17 protein-coding genes and 1 pseudogene are annotated in these 25,605 nt (G+C 62.7%); 9 read left to right on the top strand and 9 right to left on the bottom strand.

Features of this window, described 5'->3' with window-relative positions:
- The first annotated feature begins 241 nt into the window (after nucleotides 1-241).
- From EH165_RS13185 to EH165_RS13175, 3 genes are all read left to right on the top strand, one after another.
- Complete coding sequence (locus EH165_RS13185; RefSeq protein WP_164479234.1) at nucleotides 242-781, top strand: helix-turn-helix domain-containing protein; 540 nt, start codon at nucleotides 242-244, stop codon at nucleotides 779-781.
- Nucleotides 782-832: 51 nt separating this feature from the next.
- The gene (locus tag EH165_RS13180; protein ID WP_124799856.1) at nucleotides 833-3,322 is read left to right on the top strand and encodes a VanW family protein; all 2,490 of its coding nucleotides are present in this window, start codon (nucleotides 833-835) and stop codon (nucleotides 3,320-3,322) included.
- Between the two features lie 155 nt (nucleotides 3,323-3,477).
- A complete protein-coding gene (locus EH165_RS13175; RefSeq protein WP_164479233.1) occupies nucleotides 3,478-4,761 on the top strand; it encodes a sensor domain-containing phosphodiesterase in 1,284 nt (427 codons plus the stop codon).
- Between the two features lie 67 nt (nucleotides 4,762-4,828).
- Here the strand turns inward: EH165_RS13175 and EH165_RS13170 are convergent, their stop codons facing one another.
- The 4 genes from EH165_RS13170 to EH165_RS13155 all read right to left on the bottom strand — a co-directional run bounded on the left by EH165_RS13170 (nucleotide 4,829) and on the right by EH165_RS13155 (nucleotide 11,102).
- Nucleotides 4,829-6,508 carry a DEAD/DEAH box helicase gene (locus EH165_RS13170; RefSeq protein ID WP_124799854.1) on the bottom strand — a complete coding sequence of 560 codons (1,680 nt, stop codon included), beginning with the start codon at nucleotides 6,506-6,508 and terminating at the stop codon, nucleotides 4,829-4,831.
- A 279-nt stretch (nucleotides 6,509-6,787) separates the two neighbouring features.
- The gene (locus EH165_RS13165) at nucleotides 6,788-8,752 is read right to left on the bottom strand and encodes an ABC transporter ATP-binding protein (protein ID WP_124799853.1); all 1,965 of its coding nucleotides are present in this window, start codon (nucleotides 8,750-8,752) and stop codon (nucleotides 6,788-6,790) included.
- Nucleotides 8,749-10,482 carry an ABC transporter ATP-binding protein gene (locus EH165_RS13160; protein WP_124799852.1) on the bottom strand — a complete coding sequence of 578 codons (1,734 nt, stop codon included), beginning with the start codon at nucleotides 10,480-10,482 and terminating at the stop codon, nucleotides 8,749-8,751. Before EH165_RS13160 ends, EH165_RS13165 begins: the two co-directional genes overlap by 4 nt.
- Nucleotides 10,476-11,102, bottom strand: a complete 627-nt coding sequence (locus EH165_RS13155; protein WP_164479232.1) for a TetR/AcrR family transcriptional regulator — start codon at nucleotides 11,100-11,102, stop codon at nucleotides 10,476-10,478. Before EH165_RS13155 ends, EH165_RS13160 begins: the two co-directional genes overlap by 7 nt.
- Nucleotides 11,103-11,237: 135 nt before the next feature.
- On the opposite strand from EH165_RS13155, the gene EH165_RS13150 reads away from it, so the two are divergent.
- Together EH165_RS13150 and EH165_RS13145 are read left to right on the top strand one after the other, a co-directional pair.
- Nucleotides 11,238-16,325: an Lhr family helicase gene (locus EH165_RS13150; RefSeq protein WP_124799850.1), complete on the top strand. Its 5,088-nt coding sequence runs from the start codon at nucleotides 11,238-11,240 to the stop codon at nucleotides 16,323-16,325.
- Between the two features lies 1 nt (nucleotide 16,326).
- Nucleotides 16,327-17,292: a DNA-formamidopyrimidine glycosylase family protein gene (locus EH165_RS13145; protein ID WP_124799849.1), complete on the top strand. Its 966-nt coding sequence runs from the start codon at nucleotides 16,327-16,329 to the stop codon at nucleotides 17,290-17,292.
- Nucleotides 17,293-17,343: 51 nt separating this feature from the next.
- On the opposite strand, the gene EH165_RS13140 is transcribed toward EH165_RS13145, so the two are convergent.
- Entirely contained in the window at nucleotides 17,344-19,038 is a 1,695-nt protein-coding gene (locus tag EH165_RS13140; protein WP_422392157.1) for a chloride channel protein, read from the bottom strand.
- Between the two features lie 175 nt (nucleotides 19,039-19,213).
- On the opposite strand from EH165_RS13140, the gene EH165_RS13135 reads away from it, so the two are divergent.
- From EH165_RS13135 to EH165_RS15510, 3 genes are all read left to right on the top strand, one after another.
- Nucleotides 19,214-19,705 carry a MarR family winged helix-turn-helix transcriptional regulator gene (locus EH165_RS13135; protein ID WP_206425959.1) on the top strand — a complete coding sequence of 164 codons (492 nt, stop codon included), beginning with the start codon at nucleotides 19,214-19,216 and terminating at the stop codon, nucleotides 19,703-19,705.
- 371 nt (nucleotides 19,706-20,076) lie between these two features.
- Nucleotides 20,077-20,856: an SDR family oxidoreductase gene (locus EH165_RS13130; protein ID WP_124799846.1), complete on the top strand. Its 780-nt coding sequence runs from the start codon at nucleotides 20,077-20,079 to the stop codon at nucleotides 20,854-20,856.
- A 312-nt stretch (nucleotides 20,857-21,168) separates the two neighbouring features.
- Complete coding sequence (locus EH165_RS15510) at nucleotides 21,169-21,318, top strand: hypothetical protein (RefSeq protein ID WP_164479231.1); 150 nt, start codon at nucleotides 21,169-21,171, stop codon at nucleotides 21,316-21,318.
- Nucleotides 21,319-21,407: 89 nt separating this feature from the next.
- Here the strand turns inward: EH165_RS15510 and EH165_RS16905 are convergent.
- The 4 genes and pseudogenes from EH165_RS16905 to EH165_RS16575 all read right to left on the bottom strand — a co-directional run.
- Nucleotides 21,408-21,503 (bottom strand): annotated as a pseudogene (locus EH165_RS16905) (VOC family protein); the annotation flags it as partial.
- Between the two features lie 54 nt (nucleotides 21,504-21,557).
- Entirely contained in the window at nucleotides 21,558-23,819 is a 2,262-nt protein-coding gene (locus tag EH165_RS13120; RefSeq protein WP_124799845.1) for a heavy metal translocating P-type ATPase, read from the bottom strand.
- Nucleotides 23,820-23,881: 62 nt separating this feature from the next.
- Entirely contained in the window at nucleotides 23,882-24,088 is a 207-nt protein-coding gene (locus EH165_RS13115) for a heavy-metal-associated domain-containing protein (protein WP_124799844.1), read from the bottom strand.
- Nucleotides 24,089-24,122: 34 nt separating this feature from the next.
- Nucleotides 24,123-24,461 carry a metal-sensitive transcriptional regulator gene (locus EH165_RS16575; RefSeq protein ID WP_124799843.1) on the bottom strand — a complete coding sequence of 113 codons (339 nt, stop codon included), beginning with the start codon at nucleotides 24,459-24,461 and terminating at the stop codon, nucleotides 24,123-24,125.
- A gap of 88 nt (nucleotides 24,462-24,549) precedes the next feature.
- Between EH165_RS16575 and EH165_RS13105 the strand changes: the two genes are divergently transcribed.
- Nucleotides 24,550-25,605, top strand: a complete 1,056-nt coding sequence (locus tag EH165_RS13105) for a lipoate-protein ligase LplAB (protein ID WP_124799842.1) — start codon at nucleotides 24,550-24,552, stop codon at nucleotides 25,603-25,605.

Here is a 25,605-nt window from a genome sequence, read left to right as displayed (position 1 = left end):
CGCACATAAGTAGGGGGGTTGACCAACAACGTCGATGCGATGGCTCGCCTGTGGGATACCCGGGCGTCGTCAGTTGGCCGCCTCATCCAAGGTAAGCAAGCAGAGCACTTGCACCCGCTGTGATCACATCCAGTCAAAAAGTTTCACTCTTTAGTGGGCTGCCGCTCTATCAATAGGCCGTTAGAGTGACATTCATCGGAAAGACATCGAGAATGTATACAGACAGTGGCGGAGTAATTCAGTGATTCAATCGGAAACGGGACTCGCGCGGTTGACGGGCGACGATCAGCTCAGATTCTCCAGTGTTGTGACAGAGAAGCTGCGCGAGTCGCGTCGCCGACAGCGGCTTACCCAAGCCGACGTCGCCCGTCGTACCGACGGCTTGGTCTCGAAAGCGGCGTTGGCAAACTACGAAACCGGCCACCGCTCGCTCCGCATCGATGTTTTATGGGTTATCGCCAGGGCGCTCGGCGAAGACCTGTCCAGGATCGTGGCCGACGTCGAACAGCAAGTCGCAGGTGCCGCTGGAACCGGCCACGAAGACTCGATCCACGTTGCCGTTCGGCCGCTGATGGACAGTGCTGATGTCCGGCTCGAGCCGGTGCGTCGATGGATCGGTTTATCCCGGCCCACAGCATTCGATAACACCTGCACTGAAATAGTTACTCTTGACTTCGACGCCCAGACCGCGCTGGCAGAGTTAATGCAGGTCAGCGTCGGCGATGTACGTAGAATGTTAAATTTCCCGCGAAATACGTCGGGTGTTGAGATATCGAATTAGCTCCGATGGTGGGAATCGCGCCACATCTATGCCTGCTATCAGGGAGGATGGGTGAAACCGCGCCTCTCACTCGCAGCGGACTTCACTAAAAAGCAAGGATGGGTTTTGCAGCACAACGAATCGGACCGACCGGACGAAACCGTCGGCCAGACCAGCGGCGCCGCTGGCGCAGACATCAACTCCAGGCTCTCCGGAGAACAGCGCCAGGCGCCGTGGGAGCGTAGTGCGCCCCAGGGAGATGCCTCCGGGGGCGTGCCCGCACACTCTGCAGCCGCAGCGGTGGAGTCGTCGCCGTCCCAGACCACTTCAGGTACTCAAGATGCCCCGGTTACTCAAGATGCCCCGGTTACTCAAGATGCTCTGGTTACTCAAGATGCCCGGGACAGCTCGGCCGCGGCGGTGTCCGAAGCAGGCCCGTGGCTTGCGAATGATGAACCAGCCGCTGTTTTTTCGGCCGCCGCATCAGATGCGCCCGAACCCGGAGCTGAGGAACTGAACGCTGCCGAGATCACGGCGCAGATCGCCCTGAGCCCAGCGGACGAATCGCCGACCGATTTCATTAGTGCGGCTGAGCTTTCGGCGGCCTTAGCGGCCACCACGACTACGCACCCGGCGTCGCACCCCCGCGACGCGGACACTGCAAAGTTTACTGCCACATCGCTCGGTGAACCGGGCGAGGAGTATGTCGCGCACGCGCCGCCGATCGGAGCTTTCGGCAGCGAAGAGGGGATGGGGTACGAGCCAGACGAATTCGGTGAAGACCACACCGCCGCATCAAAGCGGCGGGGCTGGATCATCCCGCTCATCATCGCGGCATCTCTGATCCTCTTAGTGTGCGGCGCCTACCTCGTCGACTGGATCGTCACGAAAGATCAAGTCTCGCAAGGCACTTCAATCGGTGGGGTCGACGTCGGCGGCCTCACGGTTGCGGAAGCGGAGCAGGCGCTTGAGAAGGCAATCAGTCCGCGTTACGAGTCAGCGGTGGCGCTCAAGGCTCACGGCCGGCCGGTCAGCTTGGATCCCGCTGACGCCGGACTCCGTGTGGACCTGGCTAGCTCTGTTGCGGCAGTTGGCACTCGCACTGCAAACCCGGTGGATCGGCTGAAAGCCCTGCTTGGCAATAAATCTGAGCACCCCCTGGTGGTGGCGTCCGATTCAGCTCGATTGAGCGCCTGGGTGCAGCAAGCCGCCGCTACTACCGACGTGCCCGCCGTTGAGGGTTCGGTGACTCTGACCGGAACCGAGGTGGTGGTGGTAGAGCCCGTCATTGGTGAGCAACTGGACATTGCTGCATCTGTGAAGTTGATTCAAGATGCGTGGGCCACCGGGGACCCGACAGCGCTTGCGGGCGCGGAATTGCCCGCCACGCAATCGCCCGTCAGATCCTCGCCCGCTGGCGTCAAGACAGCTGCGGACGAAATAAAGTCCATCCTGGCAGCGCCACTGACGGTGGATGCCGCAGGTACACCGCTCACGGTTGGCGTAGACGTCCTCGCAGCAGCGTTGAGTGTCGCACCTGACTCTGCAGCTGGCTTTGCCGTGACGGCAGATACCGCGGCCATCAAAGCGAACTACGAAGCTGCCGTAGCGGCTACCGAGACCAGCCCCGCGGATGCGTCCATCGCGATCGTGAATGACGCGCCGCTGCTGACCCCGGGCGTCGACGGCCGGGTGGTGGACTGGCCAGCGACTGACGCGGCGGTGAATGCCGCCCTGCGCTCACCCGAACATGTCCTCACCGTGGTGTACACAGTAACGCCGCCAACCGTCACCACCGCTTCAATTGAAGCGCTGGGAATTAAGGAAGTAATCGGCGAGTTCACCACCGGAGGCTTTGCATATGCGTCTGGTCAGAATGTGAAACGCACCGCTGAAACCGTCAACGGGGCGTTGGTAAAAGCGGGAGAAACTTTCTCTCTCAACGGGTTTACCGGGCCTCGCGGTTACGCCCAGGGCTACATCGACTCCGGCATCATTCTTGACGGGGTCGCTTCGAAAGCCGTCGGCGGCGGTATCTCCCAGTTCGCGACAACGCTCTACAACGCGTCCTATTTCGCCGGTATGCAAGACGTCGAGCACAAGGCGCATTCGTATTACATCTCGCGTTACCCGGAAGGGCGGGAAGCCACGGTTTTCGAGGCCGAAGACGGGACCAGCGTGATTGATGTCGCCTTCAAAAACACCTATCCCACAGCAATCATCATCCAAACCGTCTGGACCGAAGACGACATCACGGTCAAAATTTGGGGCACGAAAACCGTTGAAGTCACGTCGAAGACGGGGGATCGCTACGACTTCACCAGCGCTCCTAAAAAGCGAATTCCCTACGGGCAAACATGTAGCCCGACGAGCGGCTCAACCGGTTTCTCGGTAGACAACACTCGGACCATCACGGACCTCGCCGGCAATGAACTCTCCAGCGTCACTTCCACGACGAAGTACAACGGCCAAGTCGCAGTGTCCTGTGAGCCCGCTCCGGTGGTTGCCCCGCCCGTTCCGGAGGCGCCGACACCGCCGACACCGCCTGCGCCAGGCGGCTGATCGGCGCTGAAATCAGTCGCTGTCAGGGTGTGCACGGAGGGCCAATTTCGAAATCGTTCGGAGTGCAGTCTGCCCCCTTTGGGCAGATGAGCAATATGCTCAGGGGTAACTTTTTCCGAGTGCAGCGCCATAGGCGCAGACCGGTTGGGACAGTGATGGCAGTTGTGACACCGGTACTACCTGATGATGCGCGTGAGTTTGCGCGGGCCGAGTCTGCGCGGCACTACGTCTCCAGCGGCCAGGTTTCCAGTGGCCATTTTTCCAGTGCTCACGTAGCGTCAAAACTTGCCAACACCGTGTCCCTGGCGGCGGCCGCTCTGGGATTTGGCACCGTCATGGTGAATATTCTCGACGGCGCGATGCAGCACACCATTGCCTCCAGTAACTTCCCGGTGATGCGCAAGGCCCAAGAACATGCCATCTGCAACCTCGTCATCAAAGCAAATGCGGCAGTGACGGTGACTTCTATCAAAGATGATCCACGGTTGTGCGGCCTCCCGGTTCAGCGGGACAGCGCCGCCGGCGGTTATGCTGGCGTGCCGATCCTGGGACGAGAGTTGCTCATCATCGGCACCCTCTGTGTGGTGAGCCCGCAGGCTCGAGAGGTAACAGGCCCAGAGCTTGAGGTGTTGCGAAATTTTGCCGCCATTGTCCAGGACCAGCTCGAATTGGTTCGGCGGGTGGATGAGGGTTCGGTGCCGCCTTCCGGAGAGATCGCCCACCTTGCGAACGCCATTGCCGACGGTGAAATAGTCCCGTGGTACCAAGCGATTGTGGATCTCGAATCCGGCGCCACCATTGGTTACGAAGCCCTCGCCCGCTGGCCGCACAATGGTGATCCGGTCGATTTTGTGGCCCAGGCGGAGAGGCACGACCTGGCCGTCCAGCTTGACCGAAGCGTTATTCGGCAGGTTGTGATCGACCTGCGAAGGTGGCATCGGACCGACCCCAAGCTCACAATGAATGTGAATGTGTCCGCTCGGCATTTTGAAAATAGTGCGGACATCGACGTGCTCATTGCGCTGTTCGCGGCGGCAGGCATCGATACCCGATTGATCAACATTGAGCTGACAGAAACCACGAGGCTGACCCGCGCAACACAGGCGAGCAGCTTGGTGGATCGTTTGCGCGCCAGCGGATTTAAGGTGTGGCTTGACGATTTTGGTACGGGATGGTCGTCGTTGGAATCGCTACTGCTGTTCCAGATCGACGGCATCAAAGTTGACCGCGACGTCACCGCTGCCCTGGGTTTACCGGAGGGCAGGGCGGTGTTGCGGTCCCTGATGACGCTTGCTGCCGAACTTGGACTAGCAACCACCGTTGAAGGCGTCCAGACCGCAGCTCAAGCTCAACGCGCTGCAGAGATGGGATGCAGTTTTGGGCAAGGCTACCTGTGGTCCCGTGCCGTACCTGCCACATCGATCGAGATAGCTGGCTGACTCAAGCTTTCGCATTCGAAAAATGGCCCGGCGGAAAGGAATCCACCGGGCCATTCTTCGTGTCGGTCTAGTTCAGGGCGATGGTGCGGATGATCTCCGAGCCTGGTGTGACCACGTTGCTGGTCGCGGTGATGCCAGCCTGCTTCATCAGCAGTGCGACGTCGCGCTTTTGTTCCGGCAACATGATGGTGATGACGGTGCCTGCGGCGCCGGCGCGCGCGGTGCGGCCGCTGCGGTGCAGGTAGGCCTTGTGCTCGCTGGGCGGATCCAGGTGAACCACCAGTTCGATATCGTCGACATGGATGCCGCGGGCTGCAATGTCGGTAGCTACCAACACCTTTGCCTTACCGGAGGAAAAGGCGGCGAGGTTGCGCTCGCGGGCATTCTGCGACAGGTTGCCGTGCAGGTCAACAGTGGCGATACCGGCCTTGTTCAGCTGCTCGGCCCACTTCTTGGCGCCATGCTTGGTGCGGGTGAACAGGAGTCGTTTGGCACCGGAGTTCGCGAGCTCACGAATTACCTGCCCGCGGTCGGCGGCATTGACCGCAAACACGTGGTGTTCCAACGTTTCCACCGTTGATGTCTCGCCGTCCACAGCGTGAACAGCCGGGTCGGTGAGGAAATCGTTGACCAGGACCGAGATGCCGTTGTCTAGCGTCGCCGAGAACAGCAGCCGCTGGCCGTTGGGGTCAGTGGCGCGGAGCAGCCGGCGAACACCCGGCAGGAAGCCGAGGTCGGCCATGTGGTCGGCCTCGTCAAGCACGGTGACCTGAACATCAGAAAGGTCAACGTGGTTGCCGGTGATCAGGTCCTCGAGGCGACCGGGGCAGGCGATGACGATATCGACGCCCGCGCGCAGCGCAGATGTTTGGGATCCGTAGCCGACGCCGCCGAAGATGACGACGGTTTTGAGGCCCGCGGCGCGGGCCAACGGGGCGATGGTGCGCTCGACCTGCAGCGCGAGCTCGCGGGTCGGTAGTAGCACCAGGCCGCGCGGCTTGTGGGCGCGGCGTGCCCCGCCGGTGAGGCGGGTGACGAGCGGGATGGCGAATGCGATCGTTTTACCGGATCCGGTGCGGCCACGGCCAAGAACGTCGCGACCCGACAGGGTTGCTTCTAATGTGGCGGATTGGATCGGGAATGGTGAGTCGGCCCCGAGGTCGTGCAGTACCTCGATGAGATGTGCCGGAACGCCGAGTTCGAGGAAGCTACGGCCATCGGATTCGGTGACAAGCTGCTCGCTGGCGAAAATGTTGGCAACGGCTTTGCTGGCTGCTGCGGTACCGCGGGTACCGGCACCCTTTTCGCGATTGCGCTCCTGGCGATCCAGCGCTTGGCGCTCGCGGGTGGCATCCCCTGCTTTGGCCGAACGTGGGTTGCGGGGGGCGTTGTCGCTCCTACCGGATGAGTTGCGGCCTGCTGCGGGGGCGTTGCCGCGACCGCCTGATAGTGCTGGGCGGCCTGCTCCGCCAGCTCCGCGGCCATTGCGGACCGAGCCCGCCGGGCGGGATGGTCGGCTGACGAGGGCGTTGCCATCGTGGTTGAGCTTGGCCGGGCGCTCACCAAAGGGAGCTGCGGATTCGGAGGTGTGGTCGGCGTACTTGCCTGCGGGACGCGTGCTGCGGCCGTCGCGAACTTCAGTGCGGTCGGCGCGATCGGTACGGGTGGGACGCGATCCACGGCCGCCGGAGTTGTCGTTACCGGTGTTGATGCTGTTGGTACGTGCGGGGGTACGGAAAGGGGGCATGAAAAAAGGAACATCCTTAGCTTTATTGTGCGGTGGCCGTGGTGCTGGCCAACCCGCAAAGCTCAGGGAAGGAAAGGATGTCTGGCTAGTTCTGACACCTTCAGCAACGACCGTGAGTTCCCGGTTGGGACGTCTCACGGCGATGACACTACCCGCGGGGTGAGGAAAAGTCATTCGCTGGGCGGTGAGATCTCTCGCACGTACGGGCCGAGAAATGCGAATGCGGGACCATTTGCCCGCTGTGGGCGGGCAAATGATCCCAGATCCGGCTAGCAGCGTTTAGCTGACTTCTACTTCAGGGTCAGAGAACTGGGAGTTGTAGAGGGCAAAATACGCGCCGCCCGCTGCTAGCAACTCGGTGTGGGTGCCCTGCTCCACGATCTTGCCGGCATCCATCACAAGGATCAGATCTGCGTCGCGGATTGTCGAAAGGCGGTGCGCAATAACAAAACTCGTCCGGTCGCTGCGCAGCGCCGCCATCGCTCGTTGCACCATCACCTCGGTTCGGGTGTCCACAGAGGACGTGGCCTCGTCCAAAATCAGCAGCGACGGGTTGGCCAGGAAAGCCCGTGCGATGGTGAGCAACTGCTTCTCGCCGGCGCTGACGTTAGTGCCCTCATCATCCAAGACGGTGTCGTAGCCGTCCGGAAGCGAGTGCACAAACCGGTCTACGAAGGTCGCTTTCGCCGCTGCTTGGATATCTTCCTCGGTTGCGTCGAGATTCCCGTAGGCAATGTTTTCTCGGATGGTTCCACCGAAAAGCCAAGTGTCCTGCAGCACCATGCCGATCTTCGACCGCAACTCGTGACGCGACATCGACTGCGTGTCAATGCCATCGAGGGTGATGCGGCCAGCATCGATTTCGTAGAACCGCATTATCAGGTTGACCAGCGTCGTCTTGCCGGCTCCCGTCGGACCCACAATGGCGACGGTCTGACCAGGGGTTGCGACGAGCGAGAGACCCTCGATCAATGGTGTTTCCGGGTTGTAAGAAAAGTCAACATCGGCAAACTCCACCCGGCCGTGGGTCGGACGCTTGCTCGCAAGTGTGGTCTGTTCGGGGCTGAGCTCCGGCTCGTCCAAAAGCTCGAAAACCCTTTCGGCGGAGGCGACCCCGGATTGCAGGACGTTTGCCATCGATGCCAACTGGCTTAGCGGCTGGGTGAACTGGCGGGAGTATTGGATGAAGGCTTGCACGTCGCCGATGCTCATGGAGCCGCTGGCAACCCGCAGACCGCCAATGACGGCGATCAGTACGTAGTTGATGTTTCCGATGAACATCAGCGCCGGCATGATGATGCCCGAGACGAACTGCGCCCCAAAGCTTGCCGCGTACAGCTCGTCATTCTTGGTCTTGAAGGTTGCCTCCGATTCGAGCTGACGGCCGAAGACCTTGACCAACGAATGTCCGGTAAAGGATTCTTCGATCTGTCCGTTGAGCTCACCCGTTGATTTCCACTGGGCGACAAAGAGTTTTTGGCTGCGCTTGCCGATGATGGCGGTGATCAATGCGGATAATGGAATCGTTACGAGGCCGATGATCGCAAGCAGCGGCGAAATGATGAACATCATGATCAGCACGCCGAGCACCGTAAACGCTGACGTCAGGAGCTGACTCATGGTCTGCTGCAGGCTCTGTGACACGTTATCGATGTCGTTGGTAACACGGCTGAGAACCTCGCCGCGGGTTCGGCCGTCGAAATACTTGAGCGGCAACCTGTTGAGCTTTGTCTCCACGTCGGAGCGCAGCGAGAACACGGTGCGCTGCACGATCCTGGTCAGCATAAAGCCCTGGATCAGCGAGAACACCGAAGATGCGATGAACAGGCCCAGCACGAGCAGCAGCACCCAGCCGAGAGCGGTGAAATCGATGCCGGTGCCGGGCACTACGGCGAGTCCTGACACTAGATCAGCGAATGTGCCGTTGCCGCTCTCTCGAATTTGTTGCACCGCTTGTGCTTTCGTAAATCCTGCGGGCAGTTGTTTGCCAACGAGGCCGTCGAAGATGATGTTGGTGGCGGTGCCAAGGATTTTGGGCCCGATGACGGTTAGACCGACAGAGATGATGGACAGCGCGATGACGGCATAAATCCCCATGGCGTCGGGTCGCATTCTGGCAAAGAGGCGCTTGGCCGAAACGGTGAAGTTCAAGGCCTTCTCGACCGGTTTCCCCATCCCTGCCATTGGCCCGCCGGGGCGGCCTGGGCCAGTGGGTGCTGGCCGCTTCTCGGTGGTGGTGCTCATGCTGCATCCTCGGTGGTGAGCTGGGAAGAAACAATTTCTTGGTAGGTCGGGCAGTTGTTGAGTAATTCTTCGTGGGTGCCCTTGCCGACGATGGCGCCATCATCGATGACGAGAATCTGATCGGCGCGGGCGATGGTCGAAACTCGTTGGGCCACAATGATGACGGCCGAGTTGGTGACATGCGGCCGAAGTGCCGCCCGCAGTTTGGCGTCGGTGGAAAGATCGAGCGCCGAGAAGGAATCGTCAAACAGATATATCTCCGGTTCCCGCACCAGGGCGCGCGCGATGGCAAGGCGCTGCCGTTGGCCACCGGATACGTTGGTGCCGCCTTGGGCTATCGGCGCCTCGAGTTGCAACGGCATCGCTTCGACAAAACCCTTTGCCTGCGCGATAGTTAAGGCCTTCCACAGGTCGTCATCGGTGGCCTGTGGGTTGCCATACCGCAGGTTGCTCGCGACGGTGCCCGAGAAGAGGTAAGGCCGTTGCGGTACGAGGCCGATCATGGTCGCCATCAACGACGGGGACAGTTCCCGCACATCCACGCCATCAATCAACACGCTGCCCTGCGTGACGTCAAAAAGTCGCGGGATCAGACCCAGGAGCGTGGTCTTGCCCGCTCCGGTGCTACCGATAATCGCTGTGGTTTCACCTGGCCTGACACTGAAGGTGATGTTGCGCAACACGGGATCGCTAGCACCAGGGTAAGCGAAAGTGGCGCCCCGCATCTCGAGAGTGGCGTGCTGCAGGACCTTTGTTACCGGCGATTGCGGGGGTACGACAGATGATTCGCAGGTCAATACTTCCTGGATGCGGTCGGCGCAGACCGCCGCGCGCGGGATCATCGTGGACATAAAGGTAGCCATCATGACCGATAGCAGAATTTGCATCAGGTACGACAGGAAGGCGATGAGGCCACCGATTTGCATTCCACCACTGTCGATACGGCTCGCACCGAACCACAGCACGGCGACGCTGGAGGAGTTGAAGACCAACATCACGATCGGGAACATCATCGCCATCAACCGGCCGACTTTAAGGGCCGTCGCGGTGAGATCGGTGTTGGCATCGGCGAAGCGGCGGGTTTCATAGTCTTCGCGAACAAAGGCGCGCACCACCCGCATGCCCGAGATCTGTTCGCGGAGTACCTGATTGACCTTGTCGATCTTGACCTGCATGACGCGGAACTGGGGCACGAGTCGAATCACGATGAGGCCGATAGCGCCGACCAGCACCGGAACGCAGACCACCAGCAACCAAGAGAGTTTGGCGTCCTCGCGCAGTGCCATGAAGATGCCGCCGACCGCCATAATGGGCGCGGAGACGAACATGGTGCACACCATCAGCACCAGCATCTGTACTTGCTGCACGTCATTGGTGTTTCGGGTAATCAGCGTGGGGGCGCCGAAGCTGCCCATCTCGCGCGCCGAGAAATTGCCCACCTGATGAAAGATGCCCGCGCGCAGGTCGCGACCGAATCCCATTGCTACCTTGGCGCCGAAGTAGACGGCACTGATCGCTGCTGCGATCTGGACCCCCGAGATCAGCAGCATCCACTTACCTACCGACCAGATGTAGTTGGTATCGCCTTGGGCCACGCCTTTGTCGATGATGTCGGCATTGAGGTTCGGTAGGTACAGGTTTGCGATGGTCTGGATGAGTTGCAGAACCATCACCGCCGCCAGTGGGCGACGGTAGGGGCGCAGGTAGGTGCGCAAGAGCGTGATTAGCACGAAGGCTCTCCGGGTGTCTGGGCGTTCTGGGGTGCGGTGGGTGAGGCGAGGCTGCCGTGCAAAAAAAGGTCGGCAATTTGAGATGCGGACACGGGAGCCGTCGCGGTCATGACCGGGTGGGTGCCGGCGAAGACAAGCAGCCGTAACATATGCCCCGCTTCGGCAGGCTCGAGTCGAAGCCGAGGAAGGTCGGGTCCGAGCACCTCGAGGACTGCGTCCATAACGGCGTCTGGTCCGGGGCTGGCTAAGGATGTGTGGGGCAGGCGGCGATGCGCTGCTCCGACCGTAGCGATGAGGTGGAAGACGTCCCTGAGGCGGCGCTGCAGGATCTCGACCGCCGCCGTCAAACGCGGCTGCAATTCAGCTTCCGGGTCCAGCGCCTCCAGTTCTGCAATCGCCGCTTCGGGGTCGAACACGGACTCGATCGTCTTTTGGATCAAGGTTTCCTTGTCGGGAAAGACCCGAAAGATGGTGCCCTCTGCGATCCCGGCCGCCGTGGCGATTTGTCGGGTGGTCACTGTCGGACCAAAGGTGCGCAGCAGCGGGAGAGTGGCGGTGATGATGGCTTGCCGGCGCTGGTCGGGCGGGAGCGCGGGAGCGCGGACGCAAGGGAGTGGCACCTGGTCGAAGGTACATGAGTGAGCGCTCACTCACCACAAATTTTTGTTCTTCTGCCGCTGGCAAAAAATGGGTGTCGGTGCGAACGCGAATAATGGGTATTCGGTGAAGGACATCAGTGCGTTCAGGGGGTGAATATGGCGGCATCAAAAACGGCAGCAACGCAACCGAAGGCCGCTGGAGCTGATGCCTTCGACCCTGCTGCGGCGTTACAACGCTTCTCGCCACTGGTCGCCGGCTGGTTCACCTCTGTCTTCGCCGAGCCAACACCCGCTCAAGCCGGTGCATGGGACGCGATCGGCCGCGGCGACCACACACTCGTCGTCGCGCCAACCGGATCAGGCAAGACGCTGGCGGCATTTCTTTCCGCTATCAACACCCTTGTGGAGGCAGGACCCGAGGTTGGGCCGGCGAAGCGCTGCCGGGTGCTCTACCTGTCGCCCTTGAAGGCCCTCGCGGTGGACGTCGAGCGCAATCTGCGTTCGCCGCTCGCAGGGATCGCGGTTCAGGCCCAGTTGAAGGGTGTTGCGGTGCCCGCTATCGAAGTGGCCATCCGTTCTGGTGACACCCCGGTGGAGGACCGGCGGTCCTTTGCCCGCAAGGGCGCCGACATCCTGATTACCACTCCCGAGTCGCTGTTTCTGATCCTGACCAGCAAGGCGCGCGAGATGTTGGCCGGCGTCGACACAGTGATCCTGGATGAGGTGCACGCGGTCGCGGGCACCAAAAGGGGCGCCCACCTCGCGGTTTCGCTCGACCGCTTGGATGCCCTACTGGACAAACCCGCCCAGCGAATCGGTTTGTCGGCGACGGTGCGGCCCCTGAGTGAGGTGGGTCGCTTCCTGACGGGTGGGCGGCCAGTGACGATGGTCCAGCCGCCGTCAACCAAAAAGATTGACGTCGAGGTCCAGGTTCCGGTCGCAGACCTCGCGGAACTGGGGGCCCCCACCGGCGATCTCACCGGAACCGCGGCAGGCCAGGTACCGCTGACGTCGATTTGGCCGCATGTCGAGGAGCGCATCGTTGACCTGATTGGGCAGCATCGGTCGACGATCGTCTTCGCCAACTCCAGGCGTTTGGCCGAACGTCTCACCGCCCGGCTCAACGAGATCCACGCAGAACGGCTTGGCGCCGCGGAGGGCGCGTCAGAAAACCAGCCGCCCGCTCAGCTAATGGGTGGATCCGGTTTGATGATGGGAGCCAGCCCCACCCTCGCGAAGGCGCACCACGGATCGGTGTCCCGAACCCAGCGAGCCATTGTGGAGGACGAGCTGAAATCCGGTCTCCTGCCCGCGGTGGTCGCCACCAGTTCCTTGGAACTCGGCATCGACATGGGCGCGGTCGACCTGGTGATCCAGGTCGAGACGCCCCCGAGTGTGGCCAGTGGTTTGCAGCGTATTGGCCGGGCCGGTCACCAGGTCGGGGCGGCTTCCCACGGCATCATGTTCCCCAAATATCGGGGTGACCTGGTGGCATCGGCGGTGGTTTCCGAGAGGATGCTGGTGGGCGCTGTCGAAGCGCTGGCAATCGTGACGAACCCGCTGGATGTGCTGGCCCAGCAGATCGTGGCGATTGTGGCACTGGACGACATCGCTGTCGAAGAGTTGCACGAGTTGCTGCGCAAGTCCGCGCCTTTCGCCGCGTTGCCCCGCAGCGTGCTCGAGGCCGTACTGGACATGCTCTCCGGTCGGTACCCGAGCGAGGAGTTTGCGGAGCTGCGACCGCGGTTGGTTTGGGACCGCATCACCGGAACGCTGACCGGACGGCCCGGCGCTCAACGTTTGGCTATCACCTCGGGTGGCACCATTCCCGACCGCGGGATGTACGGGGTGTTCCTCGCAACCGGCGAAGGGCCGGGGCGCCGAGTCGGCGAACTTGACGAAGAAATGGTGTACGAGTCGCGGGTCGGCGACGTGTTTGCGTTGGGCTCCTCGTCGTGGCAGATCGTGGACATCACCCACGATCAGGTCAAGGTGTTACCCGCTCCCGGCCGTCCGGGTCGGTTGCCGTTTTGGCGTGGGGACGGCCTTGGTCGACCCGCTGAGCTGGGGCGAGCCCACGGCGCCTTCTTGCGCGAAATCGGCAACGCCACCGACGTCGCGGCGCGGCAGCGGCTGACGCTCGCGGGGCTGGATACGTGGGCGGCGGACAACTTGCTGGCGTACTTGAACGAGCAAAAACAGTCGACCGGTGCGTTGCCGGACGAGAAAACCATTGTGGTGGAACGCTTTCGGGACGAGTTGGGGGATTGGCGGGTAGTTCTCCATTCGCCGTTCGGCGCTGCCGTCCACGCACCGTGGGCGATGTCGTTGGCAGCCAGAATGCGCGAGCGGTACGGGGTCGACGTCCAAGCGATGCACGCTGATGACGGCATCGTGCTCCGGTTGCCGGACCTGGAATACGAGGGCGGGTCGCCCGAGGTGGCGGACCTGGCGATTCTGGAACCCACAGAGATCGAAGCAGACGTGACCCGCGAAATTGGCGGCTCCGCATTGTTCGCCTCCCGCTTCCGGGAGTGCGCCGCACGCGCGCTATTGCTGCCGCGCCGGCAGGTGGGCAGGCGGCAACCTCTGTGGCAGCAACGGCAACGAGCATCGCAACTGCTGGAAGTCGCCTCCAAGTACCCGACCTTCCCGATTGTTGCCGAGGCGGTGCGCGAGTGCCTGCAGGACGTCTTTGACGTACCGGGCCTGATATCGCTGATGCAACAGATCGCTGGCCGCTCCGTGCGGGTGGTCGAGGTTGAGACGAGCACGCCGTCGCCGTTCGCGAAGTCGCTGATGTTCGGTTACGTTGCGCAGTTCTTGTATGACGGTGATACGCCGCTGGCTGAAAGACGAGCGGCAGCCCTCGCTGTCGACCCGGCGCTGCTCGCCGACCTGCTCGGCCACGGCGATGGGTTAGCGCTCCGCGACCTGCTGGACCCGGTCGCTATCGAGCAGGCAGAGAAAGAGCTGCAACGCCTGATCGAGGGTCGACAAGCCCGCAACGCCGACGAAGCAGCCGACCTGCTCCGGGTTCTCGGGCCGCAGGACGCTGCCGAAATCGCCCTGCGCTCCACGGACCCTTCGGCGGTCCCCGACTGGCTGGCTCACCTCCTCGATGCCCGCCGAATCGCGGCCGTCCGGATCGCCGGAGTAGATCGCTATGCAGACATCTCCGACATCGCAGCGTTGCGAGACGGCGTCGGTGTTCCGGTGCCGTTGGGCGTCGCGCAAGCATTCCTCCAACCGAGCGTCGACCCGCTCGGTCACCTGCTCGGCCGGTACTCGCGGGTGCGGGGGCCGTTCACGGCCGCGCAGGCTGCCGAGCGTTTTGGTCTCGGTCAAGCGGTCGCCACCGACGCCTTGCGCAGGCTGGTCGGGACCGGCCGACTGGTGCAGGGGGAGTTCCGGCCCACCGCTGCCGGGGGTATCGAGGGCGCCGAAGAGTACGTCGACGCCGAAGTGTTGCGACTGCTGCGCCGCCGGTCCCTCGCCGCACTGCGAGCGGAGGTAGAGCCGGTGCCGCCCGCCGCGCTGGCCCAGTTCTTACCTGCCTGGAACGGAATAGGTCCGTCGGTCCGGCGCAACGAAAAGCTGCGCGGCGCTGAGGGTTTGCTCCGGGCCGTGGAGCAACTAGCCGGCGCCGTGGTGCCAGCTTCGGCGCTGGAAACGCTGATCCTTCCTGCCAGGGTCAACGGATATACCCCGGCGTTGCTCGACGAGTTGACCGCGGCGGGGGAGGTGCTGTGGGTCGGGCATGGCTCAATGACCGGCAACGATTGCTGGGTGTCCCTGCACCTCGCCGACACCGCATCCCTGACCCTCCCGCTTCCGCTGGGGGAGGGTGCTGTCGGTGCGCCTGCTGTGCCAGGGAAGGGGGCGGCTGCGAAGGCCGGTGCGAAGGTCGGGGGCGCGAAGGCCGGTGGTGCAAAGGGTTCGGCTGCAAAAGTCGGTGGTGCAAAAGGTGATGCTGTGTCTGGCCCGGCTGCGCCTGATCTCGCGGTGACCGACCCAATACTGGCGGCCGAGCTCGACGAGGTTCCTGTCTCGACCCGCCCCCAACAGTTACACACCTCCACGTCGATCCACGAGGCGATCCTCCGCGTTCTCGCTGGCGGTGGCGCGTATTTCTTCCGCGCGTTGTCCGATGCGGTGTGTACTGATATCGGCCTCACCAATGACGGCCCGATGGCGGAAGCGTTATGGGACTTGGTGTTTAGCGCACAGATCACCGGCGACACCGCGGCCCCGCTGCGCGCTCGGCTCGCTGGTGGAAAGACCGCCCACAAAACCGCTCCGGCTGCTCCGCGAAGCAGATTACGTGGGCTGCAGGGGCTTTCTACCGGTCGAGCGGCGGCGATGCGGTCGGCAGGGCGGCAAGCAGGGCTGTCCGTAACCAAGCTGGGTCCGCCCACCGTCGCCGGACGGTGGTCGCTGTTGCCGGCCGTGGAGCTGGACCCGACTATTCGGGCGCACGCCACGGCAGAGGTGCTGTTAGACAGATACGGCATTGTCACCCGCGGCAGCGTGGTGGCCGAGGAGATTCTCGGCGGGTTCGCAGGCGTCTATCGGGTTCTCGCCGCGTTCGAAGAGGCTGGCCGAACCAGGCGCGGGTACTTCGTGGAAGGTCTGGGCGCCGCGCAGTTCGGGTCCGCTGGCGCGATCGATCGTCTGCGCACGTTTGTCGACCAATGGGGCGCAGCCAGCGGGGAGGCTGGCAAACAAGAAACAGCTGATTCCCCCACTTCCGGTTCTGCCGCCCACGCCGGGAACGGCCCAGTTCCCTGGCAGGACAACGGCTTTGCCGCCGCTGCCGCCGCCATCATGAACCCCGGAGGAGCACTCGTCGCCCCACAGGTGGAGGCCTTGGTCCTTGCTGCGACAGACCCCGCCAGTCCGTTTGGTGCCGCACTCCCTTGGCCGGAGGCCGCGTCGGAAGAGAAGCATCGCCCGTCTCGGCGAGCAGGCGCCCTCGTCGCGATGGCTAACGGTGAACTGGTGTTTTACGCCGAACGGGGCGGAAAAACCCTTCTGGTGTTCACCGAATCCGAAGCCGCATTGAACGCTGCGGCAGCAGCCATCGCCGCTGCGATTGGCCGCGGAGGTCTCGGTGCCATGACGATTCAACGCATCAACGGCGAGGATGCACTTTTGGCGTCGGGCGCTGTGCCTGACGCACTCTCCGCTGCTGGATTTGCCGCAACCCCGCGGGGCCTGCGACTGCGCGCGGGGGTGCGCTGAGATGCCGGAAGGCGATACCGTCCGGCGCACTGCGGATCGGCTGAACCAGGGACTGGCCGGTCGCGAACTGACCAGAAGCGATCTTCGGTGGCCCACCCTGGGTGATGTGGACTTGGTGGGCCGTACGGTGCTCGAGGTCGACGCGCACGGCAAACAGATCCTCACCAGAATCGCGGCGGGGCAGGGGAGCGCGAGGATTCCTTCCGCTTCAGCTCAGCCGCTCACTTTGAGAACCCACCTGCGGATGGATGGATCTTGGAACCTCTACCGAACGGGCAGCAAGCCGTGGCCACCCGGCACCCAAGCTTCGGTGCGAGCGGCTATGGCGAATGCTGAATGGACCGCGGTTGGCGTGTGGCTAGGGATGATGGATCTTGTTCCCACCTCGGCCGAATCGACGCTGATCGGCCACCTCGGGCCGGATATTCTGGCAGCCGACTTCGCCGACCCCGCAGCGGATTTCGGTGTGACGCTAGCGCTCGAGCGTATCCAGCAAACGCCCCATGAAACCATCGGGGCTGCGCTGCTGGAGCAGCGAAACCTCGCGGGGATCGGTACCTTCTACATGGCCGAAGCGCTTTTCCTGAAAGGAATCTCGCCGTGGCTACCGGTTTCCCAGGTCCCCGACGTGGCCGCTGTGGTGGAGCGGGCACGGATCCTGCTGGCCTCGAATGTGGTCCGTGCGGTACAGACCACGACGGGCAACTCTCGCCCGGGACAGCAACAGTGGGTACACGCCCGGTCGGGAAAGCCGTGCCGTAGATGCGGGACCACGATTCGCGTGGCGGGCATCGTGGTGGGGGACCCGAATCGGATCAACGCCGCCCCCATCACCCGAACCGGTTTCTACTGTCCCTCATGCCAGCCCGGACCAACGCCCACAGATGACGGAAAACCGCAGCGCCCCTTGGGTTCTGCGCCTAAGACCAATGTGGCTGGGAAGCCGGCGCAATACCGACGCAGGTGACGAAGCGGCGGCGTTGATCTCGATGATGGGCTGGGCGTCGAAGCCAGGGGGTCATTCGCCGGGCGGATTCGACCCCCTGGGCAGATAGACACTCGTGAGCAACTGCTGATGGCTGAGCCATCCGACCACGACACCCAAACCCGGGTCCATCACCGGCAGCGGCCCCTGCGCGTCCTCTAGGCGCACGAGCACACTCTCGATGGTCTCATCAGCATTAACGGAAGCGGTGTTGTCGATCCAGTTCTCAACCCGATCATCGTCGCGGTCACCGCTGGCCAGCGCCTCCGTGACGGTTCGGGTGGTGATGACTCCGAGATAGAAACCGTCGTCGTTCAGCACGGGCAATTGGCCATGACGAGATACGGATAGCGCAGCAACTGCTGACGCGAGGGTTTCGTGCTCCCCGATGGTTGCGTCGGTGGGTTCCATAATCTGCGAAACGGGAGCGCCCATCATGGCCTCCGCGTGCGGAGGAGCAGACAGGTCCACCCCGCGTCGGCGCAGTTTTAGGGTGTAGATCGTGTCGCCGGACATGATGTGGCTAACGCCGGTCGCCAATACGATCGCCACCATCAGCGGAAGAATAATGCTGTACTCGCCCGTTAATTCGAACATGATGACCACGGCTGTGATCGGTGCCCGCGACGCCCCCGCGAATACTGCACCCATCCCAATCAAACCGTAGGCACCAACCGATCCGGCCAGACCTGGAACCACGTCGTTGAGTCCCTGTCCGTAGGCCGCGCCGAGCACAGCCCCAATGAACAGGCTCGGTGCGAAGACACCGCCGGAGCCGCCGATACCGATCGTCAGGCTGGTGGCGACGACCTTGCCGATGAGGAGGACGATCAGAAAGCCAGTTGCGTAGTTGCCGGCGATTCCGTTGCCGAGTACGGGGTAACCGACGCCGTACATCTGCGGCAGCAGTAGTAGGACCACTCCGAGCAGCAGTCCGCCGACTGCCGGACGCAGCCATTCCGGCCCGCGCCACGCCCAGTCGCAGGCGTCCTCGATCCAGTACAAAACCTTGGTGAACACCACGCCTACGCCACCCGCGAGTACACCGAGTAGCGCGAAGAAGAGGTACTGCGACAGGTGGTCGACCGTGAACTCCGGAAGGATGAGGAATGGCTCGTTGCCCAGCGCCGCCCGGCCGATGACACTTGCAGTGACCGAGGACAGCACAACCATCCCGAAAGACTGGGCCGCGAAATTGGCCAGGATCAGCTCCATCGCGAAGAACACGCCAGCCAGCGGAGCGTTGAACGTCGCGGCGATCCCACCCGCTGCCCCGCAGGCGACCAGCACCTTCATTCGCGGCTCGGTGACCTTCACGACTCGGCCGAGGGTAGAGCCCAGTGCCGACCCGATTTGCACAATCGGCCCCTCGCGCCCCACCGACCCGCCCCCGCCAATGCATAAAGCCGAAGCAAGCGCCTTCACGGCAGCAACCTGAGGAGCAATCCGGCCACCCTTGCGTGCCACGGCGTACATCACCTCGGGTACGCCATGCCCGCGAGCTTCGCGGGCGAAAAAATAGACGAGCGGTCCGTAGAGCAGCCCAGCGACGACAGGAGCCAGCAGCACGAACCATTTCCCCAGCCAGGGCACATGCGGGTTGGCGACGTTGCCGAGCCCGGAGTAGTCGTCGTGCCCGGACAAGATGAGGGTGAAGGTCTGGATCAGCCACCGAAAGGCGATGGCTCCAAGGCCTGCTCCGGCGCCGATGATCAGCGCGAGCAGCAGTAGTCCGGTATCGGAGGTCCGCAGCAGCGCGAGCCCTTTTCTGGTGCCGGAAAGAAGCGGCAAAGTGCGGGCCCCACCTGCTCCTCGGCCGGAGGCCCTCGAATTGTCGGTCATATTTGCAGTATGCAACCATTGGCGTCACTAATGGAAATCAAATCAGAGGCAGGCGATGGGCATGAGGAGTACGTTCGGGGCTGCGAGCGCCTCGGAAGTTGACGACGTGGTGTCTGCGGTGCTGACCGCGTCACGGGTGCTGGTGGGGGTTGCCGCTCGGTCTCTCGCAATAGTGGAAGAGACGGTGACGCTCGCGCAGTTCCGTACGTTGGTGGTCCTTGGGGCGCACGGACAGATCAATCTGGGGCGTCTGGCCGAACTGTTGGACGTAACCCCTTCGACGGCGCTACGAATGATCGACCGGCTGCTCGCCGTCGACCTCGTCACCCGCCGGGAGAACCCAGACGACCGTCGCGAGGTCTTGCTTGGACTGACCGGCGACGGCACGAAGGTAGTCCGGAAGGTCACCGCCCGCAGGCGGCGGGAGATTGCGGCGGTCGTTCGCGGGATGAATGTCGAGCACCGTGCGGACCTGGTACAGGCACTGCGATCGTTTGCCGACGCCGCGCACGAACCGCACACCGACGCGGATGCCGCCGCCCTCGGTTGGTGAGCGCCGTCGCCGGTCAAAAACCAAGGAACATCGTCAGTGGATCCACTGCAGCGGTCAGTCTTCGACTCCGCCGTATCTGGACGTCACATTTAGACCGTCGCCGTCGCGGCCGTGATTCTGGCGGCCCGAGAAACCGCGTGCGCAGTCGGTGACGGCATCAAGCGATGAGGAGATGGATGTGGATCTGCGGGCTTGACGCTTGCAGTGAATCTTAGGTGTGTTGCTGCCCGGGAAGTGCTGCTACAGCACCGTTCTCGCGGCAGGATGGCGACCCAGATCTTGCTGTGCATGTCTGTGTTCACGCTCTTCAGCGCCAGCGGATATGGCTTGACCTCGAAGTTTGCCGAACCTTGTTGCGTAGTCTTTCGTCCATGACCTGCACAGGTAGCGATCGCGTCGCAGTAATCACCGGGGTCGGCCGGCGGCGCTCGATTGGCGCCGGTCTCGCGGTTGGTCTTGCGCAGGATGGTTGGAACCTCGCGCTCAACTATTGGCAACCGTATGACGACCGGATCGGTCTTGAACGCACGTCGGATGATCCCGCAACCGTGGCAGAAGAATGTCGAGCCCTGGGGGTCACAGTCGAACTAGTCCCCGGAGACCTGAGTGACCCGGCCACCCCTGCCAATCTTTTGCGGGCGGCACAGAATATCGGTCCCGTGACAGGGCTGGTGATGTCGCACTGCGAATCGGTGGACAGTTCGATTTTGACGACCGACGTCGAAAGTTGGGACCGTCATTTCGCAGTGAACTCTCGCGCTATCTGGCTTCTGATCAAGTCCTTTGCGGAGCAACTCCCTGGCGGTGTCCCGGCAGGCGCCGTGGGTGGGCATATTGTTGCGCTGACGAGCGACCACACGGTGAACAACCTGCCGTACGGGGCAAGCAAAGGTGCGCTCGATCGGATCGTGAAAGCCGCAGCTGTGGAGCTTGGTGGACAGGGCGTGAGAGCGAACGTCATCAACCCCGGACCAATCGATACTGGTTGGATGGATTCTGCGCTCCGCACGTCGGTGATCAGCCAAACTCCCGCCGGTCGCCTCGGCACGCAGCACGACATCGCTGATCTGGTTCGCTTCCTGCTCTCTCCCCAAGGGTCCTGGGTGAACGGCCAAGTGCTCTGCAGCAACGGTGGCTTCGGCGTCAGATAGGTTGAGATCTCCGTCTGAAAACGTTTCAGCTCGAAACCCCGAGCGCCCGTGCTGGCATCTGTGGACGTTTTGACGGGCGGAGTCCGATTCTGTATTGATCCGGACGCGGTCACTATGCTGCTTCAAGATGACGAGGCTCGCTGATGAGCCCGACTACCAGATTGAGAACTCCGAACCAGATCTAGAAGGCCGATGCGTTGGGTAACAGCGAGATCGCTGACGCTTTCGGCGATAACCCCTGACACCGTCCGCGTCCGCGGCGATGATTTACCTGACCCTCATCGCTCCCGTAGACCAACCGCGGACGGGGCCATGATCAGTGATTCACGTTCTGGGGTCAGACAGACATCGTGGCATGGTGACATCGCGACGAACGAAATGAGCGCGCAGACCGGAATGGCGCTCAGCGAGGTGATGGCAATCCTGAGCGAGCTCGGACAGTGGACCCACGCGCTTGTCTAATCAGCACAGCGGGGGTGCCACCATCTTGCACGTAGCGCAGACAACTGGAAGTGAACAGCTATGCAGGCAAAGGCGTAAGGAAGGCCCGAAAGTTCCGCCAACTGCATCCTGAGTAAGCAAAACTCGTTCTCTTCTGGATCGGCCAGGACAAACCATGATTCGTTGCCTGTCTGTCCGACTTCGGCCAGATGTGGGGCGAAGGGATCTGCGCTCACATCCCAGCAGACCCCTCGGCGAAACTACCGAAACCGGCGCAGCCGCAGGCTGTTTGACACGACGAACACCGAACTCAGCGCCATCGCCGCCCCGGCCAGCATCGGGTTGAGCAACCCCAGCGCCGCCAGCGGGATCGCGGCCACGTTGTAGGCGAAGGCCCAGAACAGGTTGCCTTTGATGGTCCCCAGGGTGCGCCTAGACAGCCGGATCGCCTGGGCGGCGGAGCGAAGATCGCCGCGCACCAACGTGAGGTCTGATGCCTGGATGGCCACGTCGGTTCCGGTGCCCATCGCCAAGCCGAGGTCGGCCTGCGCGAGCGCCGCAGCATCGTTGACGCCGTCGCCAACCATCGCGACCACCTTGCCTTGCGCCTGCAACTTCTTTACTGCAGCCACCTTGTCGGCGGGGAGTACCTCGGCGATGACCTCGCTGATGCCGACTTCTGCGGCGACCGAATGAGCAGCCGCAGCGTTGTCGCCGGTCAGCAGGATTGGCGTCAGCCCCAGTGCCAGCAGCTCGGAGACTGCCTGCACGGACGTCGGTTTCACGCTGTCGCCGACGCTGATGACGCCAAAGGCGACGGGCAGAACGCCAGCAGCGTCGCTGGCTCCCGCTCGCCCAATAACAATGACGGTGCGGCCCAAGGCTTGAGCGGCAGCGAACTGCTCGCCGAGCTCCGGGGAGAGCGGGCTGAACAACGAGGCGCGGCCAGCCGTCATCTCGACTGTCTCGCCGCCTATTTCAAGCCGGCCGGTGACACCCTGACCCGCGATGTTGGAAAAATTCCGAACCGGGATGAGCTGTCCGAATTCGGCTTCCCCCTGCTGCGCGATAGCTCGTGCGATCGGGTGTTCGGAGCCGTGTTCCAAGGCCGCGGCGTAGGTCAACACCTCGTCGCGGGTGCTCGAAACCCCGGCAAAGACGTCATGGACGACCATCTTTCCAGTGGTGATGGTGCCGGTCTTGTCGAGCAGGATGGTATCCACCTGCCGAGTCGACTCCAGGATTTCGGGGCCCTTGATCAAGATTCCGAGTTGAGCGCCCCTACCGGTTCCGACCAAGAGCGCGGTGGGGGTGGCCAAGCCGAGGGCGCAGGGGCACGCGATGATCAGCACCGCGACGGCGGCGGTGAATGCGGCCGCGGCGCCGCCGCCAACGAGTAACCACGTCACCAAGGTCGCGAGCGACAACGCGATCACGATGGGCACGAAGAACGTCGAAATCCGGTCGGCTAGACGCTGGACTTGAGCCTTGCCCGTTTGCGCGTCCGTGACCAGTCGGGCCATCTGTGCCAGCTGCGTATCCGCGCCCACTTGAGCTGCTGTGACGGTGATCAAACCACCCACGTTGATGCACCCGCCGGCGATCTTGTCGCCGGGGCCCACCTCGACAGGAACGGACTCACCCGTCAACATGGAGGCGTCGACCGCGGAGTTCCCGTCGACGACAACGCCGTCGGTGGCAATCTTCTCGCCCGGTCGCACGCGGAACGTATCGCCAACGACGAGTTGTTCTATCGGGATCCGAACCTCGCCGCCGCCGCGAATGACGGCCACATCGCGAGCGCCGAGTTCCAGCAGCGCGTGCAGAGCCGCCCCGGCTTGCTTCTTGGATCGCACTTCAAAATAACGGCCCGCCAGGATGAAAAGCGTGACAGCGCTTGCTGCTTCGAGATAAATATTGCTGCTGCCATCGGATCGGGCCACGGTGAACTCGAAGGGGTGTTTCATCCCTGGCATTCCGGCGTGGCCGAAAAATAGTGCGTAGACGGACCATCCGAGTGCGGCCAAGGTGCCCATCGAGATCAGGGTGTCCATGGTCGTAGCCCCGTGCCGCAGGTTGACCCATGCCGCCCGGTGGAAGGGGAGTGCGCCCCAGATCACCACGGGCGCAGCTAATGTCAACGACAGCCACTGCCAGTTGGTGAACTGCAGCGGCGGAATCATCGCCATCAGCACAACGGGCACTGTCAGGACCAGAGAGACGAGGACGCGCTGACGGAGCGCGGCAACCTCGTCCGGCTCCGCCGCGGGCTGATTTGATTCGGTGCGCGGCGGAGCCGGCAGAGTCGCTGTGTAGCCAGCGCTTTCGACGGTCGCGATCAAGTCCTGCGCTGCGACACCGTCGCCAAAGCTGACCCGAGCCTTTTCGGTCGCGTAGTTGACGGTGGCGCTGACGCCGGTCATTTTGTTGAGCTTCTTCTCGATCCGCATGGCGCACGAAGCGCACGTCATGCCGCCGATGGTCAGCTCAAGTGAATCGGTCTGGACTTGGGGGATAGTCATTTCTGATACTCCTGACATTGCGCGCGGAACTTCTTGCGCCGCTGCACCGCCGGCGCTGGGTACTACAGGGCGAGCTGGTAACCGGCCTCTTCTACGGCGGCCGCGACGGTGGCGTCATCGACGGGGCTGGCGCTGGTGAATTCCAGGTTCCCTGATTCCAACGTCACAGACACATCACTGACGCCTGGGATCTCGCTGACTTCTTCGGTGACCGAAGAAACGCAGTGGCCGCAGGTCATTCCGGTGACGGTGTAGGACTGGGTGCTCATGTTTGCTCCTTGTAGTGATGGTGCTTCATAGGTTTTATGACCGGACAAGCCGGGCGATGGCATCGGATGCTTCTTTTACTTTTGCCTGCGCTTCAGGGCCGCCGGCGATAGCTGCCTGGACCACGCAGTGGCTTAAGTGCTCCTCGAGTAATCCCAACGCGACCGACTGCAGCGCCTTCGTCATCGCGGACACCTGCGTCAAAATATCGATGCAATACTCTTCGCCGTCGACCATGCGCTGCAGGCCGCGAGCTTGGCCCTCAATCCGGCGTAGCCGTTTGAGGTAGTCGTCCTTGCGGCCGATGTAGCCGTAGGGGGTGGCGTGTGCCCGCGTCGGCTCGGCGCCTGCGTCAGGATGGGTGCTGCTCGTCATGAAAGGAACTATACCCCCGTAGGGTACCGGCCCGGAGGGGAGTGAGACAAAGCACGTCCCAATGGCCGACGGGTCTAAGGTCGGAAGGGTGCATGGTGAATACAAGGTCCCCGGCGGCAAGCTCGTAGCAGCTGACGTCGAGGTTGACGAGACAACCCAAACGTTGAGCAGAGTTGCCATTTCCGGTGACTTCTTCCTCGAACCCGATGACGCGCTGCTTGACATCAACCGGTCGCTGACCGGGATGCCAGCCACTACGGACGTCGCCGGGATGAGCGCCGCCATCACCGCGGCACTAGCACCCGAGGTGGTGCTCACCGGCTTCACCCCGGAATCCGTTGCTGTGGCCGTGCGCCGCGCACTCGGCCGGGCCACCAGCTGGTGGGACCATGATTTCCAGCTGATCCAAGCTGGTCCGCAGCATCCGGCGATGCAGATGGCGCTCGACGAGGTGCTGCTTCGTCAGGTCGGCGCTGGCACGAGGCCACCCGCGCTGCGGATCTGGGACTGGGCGTCCAATGCCGTCATCCTGGGGTCCTTCCAGTCCGTGACCAACGAGGTGGACCTGGAGGCCGCGGCCCGGCACGACGTCACGGTCGTACGCCGCATTTCCGGCGGCGGCGCGATGTTCGTTGAGCCCGGCAACACCATCACCTATTCGCTGTACGTCCCCGGTTCGCTGGTGGAGGGACTTTCGTTCGCGGCTTCCTACGCGTTCCTTGACGACTGGGTGCTGGGCGCTCTGGCCGAACTCGGCATCAAAGCCAGCTATGTCTCGCTCAACGACATCGCCTCCCCCGCAGGCAAAATCGCCGGCGCCGCGCAGAAGCGACTTACGAACGGCGCTGTGCTGCACCACGTCACGATGGCCTACGACATCAACGCGGACAAGATGCTCGACGTGCTGCGTATCGGCCGTGAAAAGCTTTCCGATAAAGGTATTAAGAGCGCCAACAAACGAGTCGATCCGATGCGCTCACAATCGGGGCTGCCTCGGGAAGACATCATCGCCGCATTCATAGCGTTTTTCCGAGCGCGATACGGACTAACCGATACCCAGCTCGATGACGCAACGTTAGTCGAAAGCGAAGCTCTTGCGGCATCGAAGTTCTCCAGCCCGGAATGGACGAACTACGTTCCCTAA

Source organism: Nakamurella antarctica (assembly GCF_003860405.1).
GTDB lineage: Bacteria > Actinomycetota > Actinomycetes > Mycobacteriales > Nakamurellaceae > Nakamurella > Nakamurella antarctica.
The sequence above is the reverse complement of the archived record's forward strand: the minus strand, read 5'-3'. Positions and strand labels throughout refer to the sequence as shown.